The sequence below is a fragment of the Pedobacter polysacchareus genome, assembly GCF_019802255.1.
GTDB classification, from domain to species: Bacteria; Bacteroidota; Bacteroidia; order Sphingobacteriales; family Sphingobacteriaceae; genus Pedobacter; species Pedobacter polysacchareus.
In genome coordinates this window covers 240781-258944 of the sequence record NZ_JAHYSS010000004.1, presented here as the reverse complement: position 1 = coordinate 258944, position 18164 = coordinate 240781, and the positions used below count along the sequence as shown (strand labels likewise).

15 protein-coding genes are annotated in these 18164 nt (G+C 40.9%); 10 read left to right on the top strand and 5 right to left on the bottom strand.

From position 1 onward, the window contains the following. Positions 1-94: 94 nt before the first annotated feature. Entirely contained in the window at positions 95-2053 is a 1959-nt protein-coding gene (locus K7X70_RS12285; RefSeq protein ID WP_222537376.1) for a DUF1800 domain-containing protein, read from the bottom strand. Positions 2054-2178: 125 nt separating this feature from the next. Here K7X70_RS12285 and K7X70_RS12280 point away from each other — a divergent pair, with 125 nt between their 5' ends. The 7 genes from K7X70_RS12280 to K7X70_RS12250 all read left to right on the top strand — a co-directional run bounded on the left by K7X70_RS12280 (position 2179) and on the right by K7X70_RS12250 (position 10056). After that, positions 2179-2724, top strand: coding sequence for a fasciclin domain-containing protein (locus tag K7X70_RS12280; RefSeq protein ID WP_222537375.1), 546 nt, complete (start codon positions 2179-2181; stop codon positions 2722-2724). Positions 2725-3084: 360 nt separating this feature from the next. Then, a complete protein-coding gene (locus K7X70_RS12275) occupies positions 3085-3966 on the top strand; it encodes a cupin-like domain-containing protein (RefSeq protein WP_222537374.1) in 882 nt (293 codons plus the stop codon). Between the two features lie 145 nt (positions 3967-4111). Continuing rightward, entirely contained in the window at positions 4112-4993 is an 882-nt protein-coding gene (locus tag K7X70_RS12270) for a cupin-like domain-containing protein (RefSeq protein ID WP_222537373.1), read from the top strand. A 201-nt stretch (positions 4994-5194) separates the two neighbouring features. Then, complete coding sequence (locus K7X70_RS12265) at positions 5195-6292, top strand: vWA domain-containing protein (protein WP_222537372.1); 1098 nt, start codon at positions 5195-5197, stop codon at positions 6290-6292. Between the two features lie 49 nt (positions 6293-6341). Next, complete coding sequence (locus K7X70_RS12260; RefSeq protein ID WP_222537743.1) at positions 6342-7841, top strand: sigma 54-interacting transcriptional regulator; 1500 nt, start codon at positions 6342-6344, stop codon at positions 7839-7841. Positions 7842-7877: 36 nt separating this feature from the next. Continuing rightward, the gene (locus tag K7X70_RS12255; protein ID WP_222537371.1) at positions 7878-9155 is read left to right on the top strand and encodes a metallophosphoesterase; all 1278 of its coding nucleotides are present in this window, start codon (positions 7878-7880) and stop codon (positions 9153-9155) included. A gap of 19 nt (positions 9156-9174) precedes the next feature. Next, positions 9175-10056 (top strand): UbiA family prenyltransferase, encoded by an 882-nt coding sequence (locus tag K7X70_RS12250; protein WP_222537370.1) that lies wholly within the window; start codon positions 9175-9177, stop codon positions 10054-10056. Here the strand turns inward: K7X70_RS12250 and K7X70_RS12245 are convergent. Genes K7X70_RS12245 through K7X70_RS12235 form a run of 3 tightly spaced genes read right to left on the bottom strand, consistent with a single transcriptional unit; the run spans position 10053 to position 14320 of the window. After that, positions 10053-10742 carry a response regulator transcription factor gene (locus K7X70_RS12245; protein WP_222537369.1) on the bottom strand — a complete coding sequence of 230 codons (690 nt, stop codon included), beginning with the start codon at positions 10740-10742 and terminating at the stop codon, positions 10053-10055. The two genes, K7X70_RS12250 and K7X70_RS12245, sit on opposite strands and share 4 nt — an antisense overlap. A gap of 4 nt (positions 10743-10746) precedes the next feature. Continuing rightward, a complete protein-coding gene (locus K7X70_RS12240; RefSeq protein WP_222537368.1) occupies positions 10747-12414 on the bottom strand; it encodes a sensor histidine kinase in 1668 nt (555 codons plus the stop codon). A gap of 10 nt (positions 12415-12424) precedes the next feature. After that, complete coding sequence (locus K7X70_RS12235) at positions 12425-14320, bottom strand: S9 family peptidase (RefSeq protein WP_222537367.1); 1896 nt, start codon at positions 14318-14320, stop codon at positions 12425-12427. A gap of 224 nt (positions 14321-14544) precedes the next feature. Between K7X70_RS12235 and K7X70_RS12230 the strand changes: the two genes are divergently transcribed. The 3 genes from K7X70_RS12230 to rfbC are packed head-to-tail and all read left to right on the top strand — an operon-like array spanning position 14545 to position 17234. After that, complete coding sequence (locus K7X70_RS12230; RefSeq protein ID WP_255607125.1) at positions 14545-16353, top strand: tetratricopeptide repeat protein; 1809 nt, start codon at positions 14545-14547, stop codon at positions 16351-16353. Positions 16354-16369: 16 nt separating this feature from the next. Then, positions 16370-16672 carry a DUF4286 family protein gene (locus K7X70_RS12225; protein ID WP_222537366.1) on the top strand — a complete coding sequence of 101 codons (303 nt, stop codon included), beginning with the start codon at positions 16370-16372 and terminating at the stop codon, positions 16670-16672. 7 nt (positions 16673-16679) lie between these two features. Then, positions 16680-17234: a dTDP-4-dehydrorhamnose 3,5-epimerase gene (rfbC, locus tag K7X70_RS12220; protein ID WP_222537365.1), complete on the top strand. Its 555-nt coding sequence runs from the start codon at positions 16680-16682 to the stop codon at positions 17232-17234. 87 nt (positions 17235-17321) lie between these two features. On the opposite strand, the gene K7X70_RS12215 is transcribed toward rfbC, so the two are convergent. Continuing rightward, the gene (locus K7X70_RS12215; protein ID WP_222537741.1) at positions 17322-18164 is read right to left on the bottom strand and encodes an OmpA/MotB family protein; all 843 of its coding nucleotides are present in this window, start codon (positions 18162-18164) and stop codon (positions 17322-17324) included.

Genomic DNA, 18164 nt, shown 5'->3' with positions numbered 1-18164 from the left:
TAATTTTATAGCTGTATTTTCAGGAATTTTATGTTTCTATCTCAAGAGTTTCATCGCTGTATTTCCTGAGTTTCATCATTGCATTTCAACTGAATTATTTTCTTTGAAACTCAGGTGAGCCAATAATTACTCCAACTACCTGCGCTAACATTGCATTGTTATTTTTTTTATCCTCTTTTCTCTTTTCAGGAGTACTGGCCATCTTATCCTCAATATTAGATGCTTTGTCCCTATCATTCATTGTTTTATCCGCAGCATTCATTGTTTTATCTCTGGACGCCGCTGCTTTATCCGCAGCATTCGCGACTTTCATCGTCAGGGCAGGATCGTTGAGCATGGGTTGAAGCCTTTTGAATGTAGCTGTTAAATCACGTTCGGGCATCATGATCTTTCCATAAGTCAGCAAGGCAGCCTGAGCACTTTCCGGTTCATGAAAATCATTTAATCTGGCCAGGTTAATACTGACCCCAGGAATCCGCTGTGCGGCAATGGCGAGTCCGAAGTTCATTCTATTGAGCAAAGCACCCGTATTAATCCAATATTGTCCTTTATCTGGAAAGCCGGTAGGTGCCTGATAGTAATACATTTTTTGCCCCATCCTATTGACCCAGTTGAAGAGCTGATATGGCTGTGTAATGTTGGCATCTAGAGCACGTACCGCACTAATTGTGAGTTCAAAGGGAGATTTTGTTTTTTCGCGGATGGCAGCACTGCTCCAGAATTCGGGAGCGGAAACCATGGTGATCATCACTTGTCGGATATCTCCTTTAGACTTGCTAAAAGTTTTCGCCATCTTATCAATCAGGCTTTGGGGAGGGTTGTCATTTACAAACCTGGTGGCTAGTTTGGTGCTGATAAATTTAGCCGTCGCCGGATGATTCGCGAGTAGATCAAATAGTTCAAGTCCTTCTTCGTATCCGCCCCCTGCAGCAAAATGATGCCCCAATACTGTTTTCTCTTCATTATCATGTCGGTTTGGAACAAACAGAAAATCGCCATCTTTTACAAAACCTCTCTTTTTCAGATTTTCTTCTCCTACCTGATCAATGATCTTTTTCATTGCTGCTCCATAACCCTCCTCGCCCATTGGCGCCATCGTCCAACCGGTCAATACTCTTGCAGCCTGAGTGACGTCAGACTGGGTATAGCCTCCATCCACCCCCAAAGTATGGAGTTCCATAACTTCTCTTGCATAATTTTCATTGAGGCCGCCAGATTTCCTTTTTACCGGAACAAGGTTCTTGTTGTTTCTATTGTTGTTATTTCTGAATTGCCGGCCTTGGTTATTACTCATTCCCGGGCCTTGATCATCTTTTACCGGTGTTCCCGTGCTGGTAAAATTATCCAGATAGATGAGCATGGCTGGAGATTTTGCAGTAGCCAGCAGTAGCTCTTCAAATTTCCCGGTTACATTAGGACGGATGATATCCCTTTCGTAGGCTGGAACGAATGCTGCACATTGATTTTTTGTCAGGGATACATTGAAATGATTGAACCAGAAATCGGTCAATAATTCCCTCAATTGGTTATTCGTATAAGCTGCTCTTAGTATCTTTTGGTTGATAAACTGCCGTAATAATTCTTGCTCTGGCTTGAATCCTTTTTGTTCCATATAGGTACGGATCAGTGCACGATATTCTGGTTTATCCCCTTTATTTACGGAATCTTTATTTATAAAACCATCTTGAATGGCGAGTCTCAAAACGCGGTTTGCTCTTGGATATTTATTCTCGACCTCGGTATTACTCAGGTTGATATCCTCATATTTATTCAATAATAAATTCAAAGAATCATCTGGTAATTTTCCATCCAGCTGCTGCTGAAACCAGCGTTCCAAGCCCATCTTCATAACGGCATCCACTTCTCCGTCTTTTGCTCCGTAGGTAAATCTGCTCAGTAAATGTGCTGCTGCCTGACGTTCGGTTAAGCCGGCCTGTCGATAAGGAAAAGCTGTTTTATACCGCTCTGTCTGTCCATTTTTAAAGGAAGAGAAAATAATTGTGAGGAACAGCACAGCTATAAATGAGTAAATAACCTTTACCGGAGTTTTCATATAGATTGGTTTTTTGAGGTATACTACTTATGACCAGTAGAATAGAAAAAAGATTAATACTTTTTTAAATATAACAAAAACCGGCCCGAACATTTCCTCGTATCTGCCCATACAAAACTACTATCATGAAAAAAACATTCTTTACCGTAATTGCCCTAGTAGCTATGGCATTCACAACACAAGCTCAGAAAAATCCAATGGTTGGTGGCGCAGCGATGTATGCCAATAAAGACATTGTTGATAATGCTGTAAATTCTAAAGACCACACCACTCTTGTTGCAGCGGTAAAAGCTGCCGGACTGGTAGAAACCTTAAAATCAGCGGGGCCATTCACCGTATTTGCACCTACCAATGAAGCATTTGCAAAACTTCCGGCAGGAACTGTAGAAACACTGCTAAAACCAGAAAACAAAGCCATGTTGACTAAAATCCTGACCTACCACGTAGTTGCTGGAAAAATGACTGCTTCAGACATTGCAAAAGCCATTAAAGCCGGAAAAGGTAAAGCGGAATTGACTACTGTAAGCGGTGGAAAATTATGGGCATGGATGGAAGGAAATAAATTGGTATTGAAAGATGAAAAAGGTGGCATGTCTACTGTAACCATCGCCAATGTAATGCAAAAAAACGGCGTGATTCATGTTGTTGATACTGTTTTAATGCCTAAATAAAACATTAAAAGAAAAGCCAAAAGAGCGATATAGAGAAGGTTAGGCTTTAACAGGCAGTTCAGATTTGAGCTGCCTGTTCTTTTATGTGCTGATCGCTCCATCTATATACAGCGCCCAATTTCGGACCTACATTATTCATCAGAAAAATTGTTCCTGTTCGAAGACCTGCAAATTTTTTCCTCTTCGGAAAAGATTTGAGTCTGAGCACAGGGACAATTTTTCCCTTTTGTCAGAAGATTTTAATTTTTCACCTCTCCACATTAACAAACTTTTACCTTTTTATTATGTTTACCTACGAAATACACGAAGCATGACCAGGGCATGTTCCCATGCACCATCGGCTTTATAAAAGCATCACAGATGAAGTTCGAACTTACTCCAATTGACGTTGTCCAGGACATCTCAAAAGAAGATTTTGAGAAAAACTATCTACGCGCCCGTCGCCCGCTCATCATAAAAAACATGTCTAAAAAATGGCCTGCTCATGAAAAGTGGACCCTTGACTACCTAAAAACCGTAGTTGGCGATAAAACCGTTCCACTCTACGACAGCTCCAAAGCGGATCCTTCCAAGCCGATCAATGCTTCGGCGGCAGAGATGAAGTTTGCAGATTATGTAGACTTGATTAAAAATACCCCTACCGACCTTCGCATCTTCCTTTTCGACCCGATAAAGCAGGCACCAAAGCTGCTGGAAGATTACCGGGCACCAAAAGAATTAATGGGTGGCTTCTTAGACAGTTATCCGAATATGTTTTTCGGAGGGAAGGGCTCTGTTACCTTTTTACATTACGATATTGACCTGGCACACATCTTCCATACCCATTTTGGTGGAAGAAAACATGTGATATTATTTGAGAACAAATGGAAAGAGCGCTTGTATCAAATCCCTTATGCGACTTATGCTTTAGAAGATTATGATGTAGAAAAACCTGATTTCGATCAATTTCCGGCGTTAAAGGGGGTGAAAGGAATTGAAGCTTACCTGGAGCATGGCGATACCTTATTTATGCCTACCGGTTACTGGCACTGGATGAAATACCTGGACGGTTCCTTTTCCATCAGTTTGCGGGCATGGGATAAATCTCTCGCTGTAAAAGCCAAAAGCTTGTACAACCTGACGATCCAGCGCAAGTTTGATGATTTTATGAAGGCCAACTTTAAAGAAAAGTATATGGCATGGAAGGAAAGACTCGCCATTAGAAGAGCCAATAAGGCCCTTGCAGATCAGAAGCCCAGATAATTTTACGGTCAACGCTTTGCTCATTCACAGTCCGCGTCATAATAATCATTAACTGTCACAACCTTGATCGCCGGTAAAAATAATTATTCCCAGATGGATAAATTTAGATTTTAATTTACACTTTTGTCCTTTAACCTTGATAATTATGAGCTTTATATTGAAGCCGGTAGATACCGTTGAGAACATTAGTCCTGAGGATTTCAAAAAGAATTATTTAGATCCGAGGCGTCCTTTAATTATAAAGGGATTGACTAAATCATGGCCAGCCAGAGAGAAATGGACGACTGAATATTTAAAAGAAATTGCCGGCGACCTGAATGTCAGTTTGATGGACAACTCTAAAGCTGATCCCTCAAAGCCGATCAATGCCTCAGTAGCAGAAATGCGTTTTGGCGATTACCTGGACCTGATCAAAAGAGAACCTACTGAGCTTCGCATATTTTTCTTTAACCTGTTCAAGCACGTGCCAAGCCTGATTAAAGACATTGTATTGCCAAAAGACCTGATGGGTGGCTTCATTGAAAGTATGCCTGCTATGTTTTTTGGTGGCTCAAACTCGGTTACTTTCTTACATTACGACATTGATTTACCTCACCTTTTCCACACCCATTTTGGTGGAAGAAAACACATCATTTTGTTTGACAACAAATGGAAGAAAAGGTTATACTGTATCCCTAATGCCACTTACGCTTTAGAGGATTATGATGTTGCAAACCCTGATTTCGAAAAATTCCCAGCTTTAAAAGGTGTGGAAGGTTATGAAGTGTTCCTGGAACATGGTGACACTTTATTTATGCCTACAGGAATGTGGCACTGGATGAAATACCTGGACGGTTCTTTCTCTTTAAGCTTAAGAGCATGGGATGCTTCCATCACCAGAAAAGCACAGAGTGTATTTAATTTAGCGGTTAAAGGCGGACTGGATAGTGTGCTGAAAATGGCTTTTAAAGCCCCTTATGCAAAATACAGAGAAAAGGTTGCGGTAAAAAGAGCAGAACGTGCGCTTGCAAACGGCTCTCCAAAATAGTTAAAAACCTTTTTTTAAATCAGGGTGTGCCTCATTCTTCATACCCTGATTTAAATCAACCATACTCAGGCGCTTAAATAACGCCTCCAGCTGTTTTTAGCGGCCAATCCGACCCATTTTTCTGTCCGGGTATTTTTACAACTGGATAACATTACTCCATTTTCAAACTTTTACCTTCGATATTCCGTTTATAACGAATATATGAGAGGTTTCCATTTTTCTAATTTCCAGCCAGATGACTTACCGAAAGGTGGTTTCGATGAATTGCTGAAGCTCTTCACTCAGCTGCTCAATTATACTGCCGGTGACGCGGGAGAAACATTGGCATGGATGAATGAGCTGGACAAAAAATACAAGTTCACCAACAACGATTATGGGATGGGTAATTTTATTGATGACCTTAAAGAAAAAGGTTACATCAAGGAGAATCCAGCAAATGGTGACATGAGCATTACCGCCAAGACGGAGCAAACGATCCGTCAGTCGGCATTAGAGGAGATTTTCGGTAAGCTTAAAAAAGCAGGCCGTGGGAACCATAACACCAATATTTCCGGAATTGGCGAAGAGAAAAATGCCGATAGAAGGGAATACAGTTTTGGCGACCCGCTGGATCAGATTGACATGACCGCCTCTATTCACAATGCACAGATTAACCATGGTATCGGCAATTTCACGCTAACTGAGCGGGATTTGGAAGTAGAAGAAAAGGACTATAAAACCCTGACTTCCACTGTGCTGATGATCGACATTTCTCATTCCATGATTCTTTATGGCGAGGACAGGATTACGCCAGCTAAAAAGGTGGCCATGGCCCTGGCAGAGCTGATCAGGACCCGATATCCAAAAGATACACTGGATATTGTGGTTTTTGGAAATGATGCCTGGCCGATTACCATTAAAGACCTGCCCTATTTACAGGTTGGCCCCTATCACACCAATACTTTTGCAGGATTGGAACTCGCAGCTGATCTTTTAAGACGTCGCAAAACCCATAATAAGCAGATTTTCATGATCACCGATGGTAAACCTACCTGCCTGAAAGAAAATGGCACTTACTATAAAAACAGCATGGGTTTAGACAGAAAAGTGGTCAATAAAACATTGAATATGGCCGCACAGTGTAAACGATTAAATATTCCGATCACCACCTTTATGATTGCACAGGATCCTTATCTCCAACAATTTGTCAGGGAATTTACCCAAATCAACGGAGGCAGGGCGTTCTATAGCTCCCTCAACGGATTGGGGGAATATATCTTTGAAGATTACATTAAAAACAGAAGAAAAACAGTTCGATAATCCTACTACCACTACTACACACGAAAAACATCATACCAAAGACATCATAATGGATCACATCACTATAAAAACCCTTGGCCAATTAAAGGCCTCCAATTATAAGTCGCTTGCCGTAAAAGACGAGCTCCGTAAAAATCTGATCACACAGCTTCAAAGCAATGAAGCCGGTTTCGAAGGAATTTTAGGCTATGACGAAACCGTAATGCCGGAACTTCAAACTGCCATTTTATCCAGACATAATATTTTGCTATTGGGTTTAAGAGGCCAGGCAAAAACAAGAATTGCCAGACTGATGGTCAATTTATTGGATGAATATATTCCGTATGTTGCTGGAAGTGAAATTTTTGATGATCCACTCCAACCGATTTCATGGTATGCAAAACATGAGATTAGTATTCATGGAGATGATACCCCCATCAGCTGGCAGCACCGCAGCGAGCGCTACACGGAAAAACTAGCGACGCCAGATGTGACTGTTGCCGATTTAATCGGGGATGTGGATCCGATCAAAGCGGCGACTTTAAAACTGACTTACAATGACGAAAGGGTAATTCACTTCGGATTGATTCCAAGGGCACACCGCAGTATTTTTGTCATCAATGAGCTCCCGGATTTACAAGCCAGGATTCAGGTGGCTTTGTTCAATATGCTGCAGGAAAAAGACATTCAGATCAGGGGCTTTAAATTGAGATTGCCACTGGATGTGCAGTTCGTATTTACCGCCAATCCGGAAGATTATACCAATAGAGGTTCCATCGTGACCCCTCTAAAAGACCGTATTGAAAGTCAGATTTTAACCCATTACCCAAAAACAATTGCCATTTCCAGAGAGATTACCGCTCAGGAAGCCAAAATCACTGCTGCACAAAAAGAAACTGTAGAAGCTGATGGCCTGGTAAAAGATCTGGTAGAACAAGTGGCTTTTGAAGCCAGACAAAGTGAATTTATCGATCAGAAATCCGGTGTTTCGGCCAGGTTAACGATCTCCGCTTATGAAAATCTGGTCAGCACTGCCGAAAGGAGGATGCTCATCAATAAGGAAAAAAGCACTTTTGTACGGTTGTCGGATTTAACAGGAATTACCCCTGCCATTACCGGAAAAATTGAGTTGGTTTATGAGGGAGAGCTGGAAGGCCCGGCAAAAGTAGCCCATACTTTAATCGGAAAAGCCATTAAATCTCTGTTTAACCGTTACTTCCCGGATCCGGAAAAAGCGAAGAAAAGTAAGTCTGCGAACCCATATTTCCGAATTACAGAGTGGTTTACAGAAGGGAATACTTTAGACATTTCCGATCAGTTAACTTTAGCTAAATACAAAAAGGAATTGATGCAGGTGGATGGATTAAGTGAACTGGTACAACAGTTCCACCCGAAATTAAGTGCCAATCAAACTTTGCTGATGATGGAATTTGTGCTGCATGGTTTGGCAGAATATTCGCAGCTGAACAAGAAATACCTGCAAAGTGGATTTGGATTCTCTGACATGTTCGACAGTCTGTTTAATACCAGTCCGGATGAGGAGGATGAAGATGATATGGACTTCAGATAAGCTTTTTTAAATTTCATTTTTTTATAATTACGCCAAATGGGCCGATTACCCGTCTTTATATTTTTATCAGTACTACTGTTAGCGTTCGACTATTACTGCTTTCGCGCGATTCTTAGTGTTTTCAAGAAATGGAAACCAGGAACGCGGAAGTTATTTACCATTCTTTGGTGGGGCTATACCTTTGTATTGCTGGTTGGTGTTTTCAGTACCTTCTATGCGAACCTGTTTCTGAGCCTTAAATCAGTGATTCTGGTGGCTTATTTCTTAACTGTAGCCTGTAAGCTGGTTTTGCTTCCTTTCCTGGTTATAGACGATTTCAGGAGGTTTATCATTCAGCTTTCCCGGTCTTCGAAACCGAAAACCGGGTCGGTTATAGATCCTGCACTTCCGGAAACCATCACTCAGGTGAAGACCGGAGAGCCGATCAGCCGTTCTTCTTTTCTAGTCAAAGCAGGGCTGGTTACTGCCGCCATTCCACTCACTTCTTTAAGCTGGGGAATTGTCAGAGGTGCTTATGATTATAAAGTCATCCGTAAGACCTTAGTCCTTCCTAATCTTCCAGCTTCTTTTGAGGGCATGAAATTAGGCCAGATTTCGGACATCCATTCCGGAAGTTTTTATAATCCCAGAGCGGTTTTAGGTGGGGTGGAAATGCTGCTGGCAGAAAAACCAGATGTCCTATTTTTTACCGGAGATCTGGTCAACGATTTGGCCACCGAAATGCGCGAATATCAGGATATTTTCAAGAAAGTGAAAGCGCCATTAGGTGTGTATTCTGTTTTAGGAAACCATGATTATGGGGAATATCGTTTTGGGAAGGAACCTTCAGCGATCAAAACGAAGAACCTACAGGAAGTGATCAAAACGCATGAGCGGATGGGCTGGGACTTGCTGATGAACGAGCATAGACGCCTGAAAGTAAATGGAGAAGAGATTGGAATTCTGGGGATCGAAAACTGGGGAACCGGAAGATTCCCAAAATATGGAAGAATGGACCTGGCGACGAAAGACACGGATGACCTTCCTGTGAAATTACTATTGTCGCACGATCCGTCACATTGGAGGGCAGAAGTATTGCCTAAATATCCACAGATTGACGCGATGTTCAGCGGCCATACTCATGGCATGCAATTCGGCGTCAGAACGGAAGATTTCCAATGGAGTCCCGTACAATATATCTATAATGAATGGGCAGGTTTATATCAGGAAAAGCAGCAGCAATTGTATGTAAATGTGGGATATGGCTTCCTGGGCTATCCTGGAAGGGTTGGAATTTTACCAGAAATCACGATATTTGAGTTGAAACGTGCTTAGCTAATTTCCATCTTCGGATATGGTAAAAAAAATACTGTTTTCCAGCCTTGATTTTTTGCTGTTCAGCAATTTGTTTATCGCCATCTGTGCGGTTGCTCAAGGCCTGGTTACTTATTATTTGTTACATGTTCCCCCTGATAAATATATTTTGGCCATCATTTTCTTTGGAACGATGGGGCTCTATAATTTCAGCATGCTGCTTTCTGCACCAAAAGACCCTGCAAATTCTCCGTTGATGAGGGTTCGCTGGATCTTTTCACACCATCGGTTAATTATTTCCATGGTGTTGATCTCAGGGCTTTGCCTGATTCCCTTAGCATTGCTGTATTTGAGTATTGAGGCGCAGCTGCTGATGCTATTTACCGGCGTATTGGCCATTAGTTACAATATCCCTTTTTTAACGCTGGATGAGCAGAAAATAGGATTGAAGAATATTCCTTTGATCAAGCTTTTTTTGGTGGCGCTGATCTGGTCGATCAGCTGTGTACTCCTGCCGATTGTAGAAACTGAGCATAACCAATTGCTCAATATCTCTACAGGTGAAACCCTGCTAATGGTCGCTATGCGCTTCCTATTTATTGCAGCCATCACCATTCCTTTTGATGTGCGGGACTTATTTCAAAATAAAATTATGGCCTTAAAAACGATTCCTGCCTTATTAGGGGATAAAAAGGCTTTTCTATTTTCTCTGTTTTTATTAGGCGGATACCTGGTTTTGCTGATTTTACATCAGCAAACTGTCAACCTTGAGGTAATTTTGCTGACGCTTACCATCGGGTTAACAGGTTGGTTGATCTATAAATCAAATCCAGAAAGGAACGAATACTATTATTTCCTGTACTTAGACGGAATGATGTTATTGCAGTACCTGTTACTGGTACTGCTGCACTTATCCTTTTAAGCAGGATTAAAACGATAACCTACTCCTCTTACGGTTTGTAACAACTGAGGATTATCAGGATTAAGCTCTATCTTTTTACGCAGACGCACAATGTGCATATCCAGCGTTCTGGTATTTACATCAGAGTTGTATCCCCAAACTACCAGCATCAGTTCATCACGATTGATCACTTTATTCGGATTTCTCAGGAAATAAAGCAGGATTCTATTCTCTAAAATGGTCAGCTCTATTTTCTTTTCATTCCTGAATAAGGTATGGATGTTAGGGTGATGTTCCATATTTCCAAAACGATGGATCTCTGAACGGTCGTTATTCAATAAGAATTTAACTTTATTGTCCAGCATAGCCACCAATACATCCATGTTGAACGGCTTCGTTACGTAGTCGGAAACACCGAAGTTATACGCGTCGATCTTATCTACATCCTGTGCTTTTGCGGTCATCATGATGATCAGGTTTTCAAAACCTTGTTTACGAACTTCTTCGCAAACCTCAGAACCTTGTTTACCAGGTAACATCCAATCCAGTAAAACAATATCCGGCTTTTCAGTCATGATCGTTTTCTCTGCAGTTTCCCCATCACCAGCCTCCAGAACATCATATCCTTCTGCTTTTAAACGGTGGACCACTAAAAACCTGAGGTTCTCATCATCTTCAACTATTAATATTTTAATTCCCTTAGACATATTTCTAATCGTTATATGGTAGTACAATTTTAAATTCTGTTCCTTTATTCACCCTGCTTTTTACCGTGATCTCGCCTTTCATAAAGTTAACGACTTCTTTACAGAAAGCCAATCCGAGGCCAACACTTCCATTCTGGTTGTACTGGTTTTGAATGCGGAAAAACTTCTTAAAGATATTATTAATTTCGGAGGAAGGAATTCCAATTCCATGATCCGTAAACCTGATCACCACACGGCCTTTGATTAAGCGGGCACTGATGTGCAGCTTTTTTCGCTCCGGCGGGGAGTATTTATACGCATTCTCTGCAAGGTTATCAAAAAGGCTGCCTAAAAGCACTGGATCGGTCACAAAAGTGGTAAATCCGCTCACCTCATAGGTAAAATCAAAATCAGGATGTTTCAATCTATGAGATTCTACGGTACTTTCTATAAAATCTTCAATATAGATTTCATCCTGATTGAGCTGAATTGCTTTATTTTCAATTTGCGTGAAGGCCAATAATTTATTCATTAACCCATTCAGCTTATCCGCTTCTTCATCTAATATTTTGCCATAAAGTTTCAGTTCCCTATCGCTGAGTGAGCTGGCACTTTTAATGTTATTCCCGGCAATTTTTATGACACTGACGGGGGTTTTAAATTCGTGCGTGAGGTTATTTACAAAGTCATATTGTAATTTGAACATGCGCTGATTGATATTCAGGTTTCTGTAAATTAAAAATGCAACCAGCACTACAATTCCGTAAAAGACGAGAATAGCGGCAGCAATGGGCAGGAAGTAACTCAGGATCTCGCGGTCTACAAATGATTTAGAGGAAAGAAAATACAGCTTATAGTCCGAAAAAGCACCTGGAAGTGTAATCTCTGTACTTAAATACGTTTCGGAGGTATCCAAAGGATCGTAGGTAGAAGGCTGAATCTTAATGTACTGGTATAAAAGCGGCCTGGAATTGATGATTTTAAGTTTATATGGATCCAGATGGAAGGATAGCATATCTTGCTGATATACCGGCTGTGGCGCTAATTTAGTCCTCAGCATCCGTTTATACATCTTCAGATCTTCTGTTCTTGGAATGTTCAGGTAGGTAATTTTATTGGAACGTACATTACTGAAATTACTAAACAGTTCATCCTGACTCGGCACCTTATTGGTGTCCAGACTTTCGATATAAGAGGCCAATTTCAATGCCAGTGCGTTAAAATCATCACCAACAATAAAATTACGGGTGTTCGCCCTGGAGAAAAGCCGGATAGAATCGGCTGGAATGAGGGGTCCGAATTGATAAATATCTTTAGGTCCAAAGGAAAATTTACCGGTATTCAGTCCGTCATTAACGGGTGTGTTTTTTACTTCAGAATCATAGAAGACCACTCTGGATACGAAAGGATATTCCTGTAATACCGTGTCTACAAAGCTGGATGCAGTAGCAGAATCCAGGTAGCCATTATAATAGGAAACTTCGGGAAGTTTTTTCTGAAAGAAATCGTTATAAGGCTTAATGGTTTGCTCCAGCACATTCACTTTTTCAGACACAAATTCACTTTCAATATATTTCTTACTAAAGTTGTAAGCGAGATACAATGACAGGGAAAACAATACAGACATCAGTACGATGAAAGTAAGGATTAAAGAAAAGTTCTTACGATAGCCTGTTTTTTTTTCTGCGATCATTGATCCGAATTTACCTGTTTTTAAGGTTGATTTCTAAAAATTGTTCGAGAGCAGTATAAAACTGATGCCTGCTTTCCAAATTTTTGGTCGGAAATACAATACCTTCATTCTCCAGATAAGTCACATTCACATTTCTTTTCTTGAGGTTTTTCACAAATTGTAAGGTCTCTGCGGCGTTCGCATTTGGGTCTTTTACGTTCTGAGAGATAAATACAGGGGTATTAATCTTATCCGTCTGAAATAAAGGCGAAGCTTTACGCATCTGATCTGCATCCGTTAATGGGTCTCCCACAATATCGTAATACATTTGCAAGCTGTTCTTTAAGAACGGTGGAATAGATTTTAAATAGGTAAACAGGTTGATCACGCCGGAATTTGAAGCGACACAAGCGTACATTCCGGGATTCAAATACGCGCTGTTTAGTGCAATATTACCCCCAAATCCCGCACCATAGATCCCTATTCTCTTAGGATCTGCTATATTTTTTTTGATCAGCCATTTTACACCGTCATTAATGTCATCCTGGATCTTTCCTCCCCACTGCTTAAACCCAGCGGTCATGAATGCTTTTCCATAACCCGAAGAACCACGGTAATTGATCTGGAATACAGCATAGCCCCTATTTACCAGAAACTGCACTTCCGCATTGTATCCCCATAAGTTACGGTCTACAGGCCCATCATGAGGCAATACTACTACTGGTAGATTTTCCGGTTTCACATGAAGCGGCAAAGTCAGGTAGCCATTAATCGTCAGGCTATCTCTCGATTGAAAACTAACAGGTTTCATCTCGCTCATTTCCTCCTGCTTGATTGCGGGATTAAAATCACTCAGTTTTTTCAATTTGCGTTTATCTGCAAAATACAGGTAATAAGATCCGGGGTTCCGATCGGTAAAGGTGCGCAGAACGAATACATTTTCGGCCTGATCACGGTCTAAAATCCGGGTCTCTGTTTTTGGTAAAAGCTGATCAAGGTCCTTATACAATGCTTTTATCGCATCGTCCATGTAATGTTTTTCCTTTTTCCAGGTTTCATAGATCACAAACGACAGCTGCTGTTTTTTTCTGGAATATTGCGCGTCAGTAATGTTCAGGGAATCATTTCCAAAAAGAACTTTAAGTTCTTTTCCAGTATTGCAATCCACTTCTACTAAAGCACTTTTATCTCTGTTTACGCTGGAAATTGCATAAATAATATTCGGCCGATCGTGCTTAAAAGCAACAGGCATGAATGTAGTCGTGAAATTATTGGTCATGATGGGCTTAAAAGGCTGACCTTCCTGTGCACGGTACAGCATCGTGGTATTGGCACCATCGGTACTCACTGCCAGCCTTAATTTACCTTCAGAATCTGTACGCCAGTCGGTAATGTTTCCAGGATTTTTTGCCACCATCTCCATGGCGCCATTCCGCACATTTAACCGGTAAACATCAAAAACTGTGGAATCTCTTTTGTTGGAAGAGATCAACAGGTATTTATCATCAATCAGCTGATCTTCAATCACCCGCATCCTACTCTTTTCATTACTGCTCAGCTGACGCTCATTTGCCCCCTCTTTATTGATAATAAAGATATCTGAACGCCGTTTTGCAGCATCTACTTCTTTATAATAGATCAGTTCATTGTTGCTGAGCCAGAAGTAGAAAATAATGTTTTTATCCTCCAGACGGGTGATTTTCCTGACTTTTCCAGAGGCGATATCTTCTATATACAGGTTTAAACTCTTCCCTTCCATTTTCAAATAAGAAAGGTTTTGTCCGTCCGGGGACACCCGATAGGTCATCCTTTCCTGTGATTTAAAAAAATCATCCAGGGGGATGGTCCGTTCGCCTCCCTCCTTTGGCTGACAAGCAAAAGCTAGAGATATTAAAAACAGGAAAAAGTATCTTTTATATCTCATCATATTATTAATCGCTAACAAAGCTACGGAACGCAACCAGTCTATAGCAGATATACACCAATATTGTTACTATTACATTTTCAGAACTGATGAATATAAATACTTTTTTGGGCTATGAAAATATAAATCCGTAACATTTAAAATACCCCCAGGTATTAATCTTGTCACAAGACACGCTACATTCGTCTTTAAATCGTTATTTTTAGGTTCCTGTTTTGTTAAGCCCAATGAAGAAACCCGTTTTAGTCTTTACCTTTTTGCTGTTCCAGATCTTTTGTTTTGCACAAGACCACATGGACGATGCCATGGCTTATCAATACTACCAGCAAGGGCAGTTTCAGGAGGCTTCCATACTCTTCGAAAAGCTCTATCATAAAACCAATAATGAAACCTATTTTGAGCTGTATTTTAGCAGCCTGTTAAAAATCAAGAAATTTGAGGAGGCGGAGAAATTAGTCAAAAAAACACTGAAGCAAAATCCCAAAAACCTGGTCTACAGCATTGCAATGGGTCGGTTGCTGCAAGAGAAAGGACAAAGCCAGGAAGCCAATAAGCAATATATGGAAGCGCTCAGCAACCTTCCAGCAGATGAATTCAAAATCCGGGAAATTGCCACCCAATTTTATAACTTCCAGGCTTATGACCTTGCCATCACTGCTTTCCTGCAAGGCAGGAAACTGTTAAAAAGCAATAAGCCCTTCACTTTTGAACTACTGAGCATATATCGCTATAAAAAAGACAAACAAATGCTCATTCAGGAGTACCTTGATGCGCTGCCGGAAATGCCTCAGCTCCTACCCCAGGCAGAAAGTGTGTTCTCCACTATTTTCGAGGATAACAATGATTATCAACTCTTACAAACTGTATTGTTAAAAAAAATCCAGAAAGAACCGCAGACAGAAATCTATACTAAATTATTAATCTGGCAATACCTGCAGCAGCAGGAATATGACATGGCCTTAAGGCAGCTGATTGCCCAGGACAAGCGCATCAAAGATGACGGCGGAATCCTTTACCAGGCTGCAAACACTTTCCTTAGTAATCAGGCTTATCCAGTAGCCATTAAAGCTTATGAATACCTGGTATCGAAAGGAAAAGAAAATGAGTATTACCTCCCTGCAAAAGTGGAATTGATCAATACCCGATATGAGCTCCTGATTGCGGGAAAATATGAGAAGAATTCCATTACAGAACTTGCAGCAGCTTATCAGGCTATTCTTGATGAATATGGTAAAACCCCTCAAACGATTTTTGCCCTGAAAAAATGGGTAAACCTGCAGGCTTATTACCTGAATCAGCTGGATACCGCAGAAAAAGCATTAGAAGAGGCGGTTAAAATTCCAGGTTTAACTACCTCAGACCTCGGACAGTTAAAACTAGATCTTGGAGACCTCTACATTCTTACCAAACAACCCTGGGAAGCTATTCTGATCTATGAACAGGTGGCCAAACAATTCGAAAATCAGGCGATTGGCAATGAAGCAAGGTACCGTTCTGCCAGATTATCCTTCTACCAAGGTAATTTCGCTTATGCGAAATCACAGGCAGATGTGCTTAAAGCATCCACCTCACAGCTGATTGCAAATGACGCCCTCAACCTCAGTCTGCTGATTTCCGACAATTTGCAATCCCCAACAGACAGCAGTGCCTTAAAAATGTATGCAGATGCAGAGATGCTGCAGTTTAGAAATCTTTCTCCACAGGCGATTGTAAAATTAGACAGCATTGATATTGCCTTTCCAAACAATAGTTTAGCAGATGATATCCTGATGGCTAAATCAAAAATATGGATCAAGAGCAACAACATCAGCAATGCGATCGCCGCGCTAAAAACACTCAGCGAGAAACATAGCACGAGTATTTGGGCCGATGACGCACTGTTTACCCTTGGCAATCTCTATGAAAACAATTTGAAAGATCCGGAGCAAGCTAAAGCCGTATACCAGAAGCTGATCAACGAATATCCAGGCAGTATGTACACGACCGAGGCACGCAAGCGTTTTAGGAAACTTCGCGGAGATATTATTGGTACATAGTTCCTATCTTTGCAAGATGTTAGTATACAATGTTACCTCAATAATTGAAGATGCAGCCGCAGATCGCTGGTTGCAATGGATGCAGGAATCGCACATTCCAAGTGTAATGGCTACCGGAAAATTTGCTTCCTATCGTTTACTTAAAGTAGTAGACTCTCCAAATGAAGGCGTTACTTATTGCGTGCAATATGCGATAGAAGACATGAATGCCTACCAGGATTATCAGGAAAACTTTGCCACTGCCCTGCAGGCAGAAGTGACCGCAAACTTCGAAAATCAACTCGTTTCTTTTCGAACCGTAATGGAAATCATCGATTAATCATCATATGAATATTTTAGAAACCCCTATTGCTGATCTGCTGATCATAGAGCCTAAAGTCTGGAAAGATAACCGTGGCTATTTCTATGAAAGTTTCAATGCAAAAACCCTTTCGGAAGCTGGTATTAATGTCAACTTTGTTCAGGACAATCAATCTTTCTCTCAGAAAGGTACTTTACGTGGATTACATGCCCAAAAAGCGTCTTTCGCACAAGGAAAGCTGGTTAGAGTGATCCAAGGAAAGGTATTAGACGTTGCAGTAGACATCAGAAAAGACTCTGCTACTTATGGACAGCACTTTAGCATCGAGCTAAGTGGAGAAAACCATAGACAACTCTGGGTACCACCAGGCTTTTTACATGGCTTCTTAACACTGGAAGATCAAACAATCTTCACTTATAAAGTAAGTAATTACTACGATAAGGAATCGGAAATAGGGGTCATCTGGAATGATGCCGACTTAAACATCAACTGGAGTAAGGACATTCCATTGGAAGATCTTTTACTTTCAGATAAAGATTTGGTGTTGCCTGGATTCAAAGATTTCAGCAGCCCGTTTTAAGAATAGCTCTAAACCGTACGATATAAAAGGAGAAAGGCCGTTATGATGATCACATCATAACGGCCTTTCTCTTTAGGAAAACCTATATTATTGTTTAATTAGGTTGTACAATTCATCCAGTTTTGGAGAAAGTACAATTTCTATCCTTCTGTTTTTACTTCTTCCATCTGGCGTGCTGTTGACCGCCAATGGCTGAAATTCTCCTTTTCCAGTGGCTGTCATCCTTACACCTTCCACTTTAGCAACCTCTGTCAGGTATCGTACTACAGAAGTTGATCTGAGTACACTCAAATCCCAGTTGTCTTTGATCTGGCCAAGGTTGCTGATCTTCTGCGTATCCGTATGACCTTCTACTGCAATATTGATCTCCGGCTGCTCTTTCAATACCGCGGCTAACTGTGTTAGCGCTTGTTTTCCTTTTTCATCAATGATGATACTGCCGGAAGGAAACAATAACTTATCCATTAGAGACACGTATACTTTTCCGTTCTTAATCTCTACTGTTAAGCCGCTTTTTGTAAAGCCTAATAAGGCTCCCTGCAATTTCTCTTTCAGCTGATTCGTTGCCTCATCACGTTTACGCAGAATCTCTTCTACTTCCTTTAAACGCTGCTCCCGTTTTTTAAGGTCCTGAGACAGCTTATTGATCTCCGTAGAGCTATTATCCTTTAACTTGGCGTAACTATTGTCAATTTCGGAATACTTCTCTCTCAGGTCATTTAATGAAGCGCTAAGCCCGGTGGTGTCCTTTTTTAACCTGGCGATCAAATCTTCCAGATATTCATTTTTCAATTGAGATTGATCTAGACCAGTACTCAAGGAATCTTGTTTTGCCAATAAGGCCTTATACTTCTTCGGCGATAAAACTACACAGGCACTGAATGCTGAAGCAAACAGTCCAACAAATACAAACAAAGCAATTCTTTTCAT

Coding starts and splice junctions, on each gene's coding strand:
- K7X70_RS12255 (WP_222537371.1), top strand. CDS start 7,878: ATGGGCCGATTACCCGTCTTTATATTTTTATCAGTACTACTGTTAGCG.
- K7X70_RS12270 (WP_222537373.1), top strand. CDS start 4,112: ATGAGCTTTATATTGAAGCCGGTAGATACCGTTGAGAACATTAGTCCT.
- rfbC (WP_222537365.1), top strand. CDS start 16,680: ATGAATATTTTAGAAACCCCTATTGCTGATCTGCTGATCATAGAGCCT.
- K7X70_RS12245 (WP_222537369.1), bottom strand. CDS start 10,742: ATGTCTAAGGGAATTAAAATATTAATAGTTGAAGATGATGAGAACCTC.
- K7X70_RS12235 (WP_222537367.1), bottom strand. CDS start 14,320: ATGATGAGATATAAAAGATACTTTTTCCTGTTTTTAATATCTCTAGCT.
- K7X70_RS12215 (WP_222537741.1), bottom strand. CDS start 18,164: ATGAAAAGAATTGCTTTGTTTGTATTTGTTGGACTGTTTGCTTCAGCA.
- K7X70_RS12250 (WP_222537370.1), top strand. CDS start 9,175: ATGGTAAAAAAAATACTGTTTTCCAGCCTTGATTTTTTGCTGTTCAGC.
- K7X70_RS12275 (WP_222537374.1), top strand. CDS start 3,085: ATGAAGTTCGAACTTACTCCAATTGACGTTGTCCAGGACATCTCAAAA.
- K7X70_RS12230 (WP_255607125.1), top strand. CDS start 14,545: ATGAAGAAACCCGTTTTAGTCTTTACCTTTTTGCTGTTCCAGATCTTT.
- K7X70_RS12240 (WP_222537368.1), bottom strand. CDS start 12,414: ATGATCGCAGAAAAAAAAACAGGCTATCGTAAGAACTTTTCTTTAATC.
- K7X70_RS12225 (WP_222537366.1), top strand. CDS start 16,370: ATGTTAGTATACAATGTTACCTCAATAATTGAAGATGCAGCCGCAGAT.
- K7X70_RS12260 (WP_222537743.1), top strand. CDS start 6,342: ATGGATCACATCACTATAAAAACCCTTGGCCAATTAAAGGCCTCCAAT.
- K7X70_RS12285 (WP_222537376.1), bottom strand. CDS start 2,053: ATGAAAACTCCGGTAAAGGTTATTTACTCATTTATAGCTGTGCTGTTC.
- K7X70_RS12280 (WP_222537375.1), top strand. CDS start 2,179: ATGAAAAAAACATTCTTTACCGTAATTGCCCTAGTAGCTATGGCATTC.
- K7X70_RS12265 (WP_222537372.1), top strand. CDS start 5,195: ATGAGAGGTTTCCATTTTTCTAATTTCCAGCCAGATGACTTACCGAAA.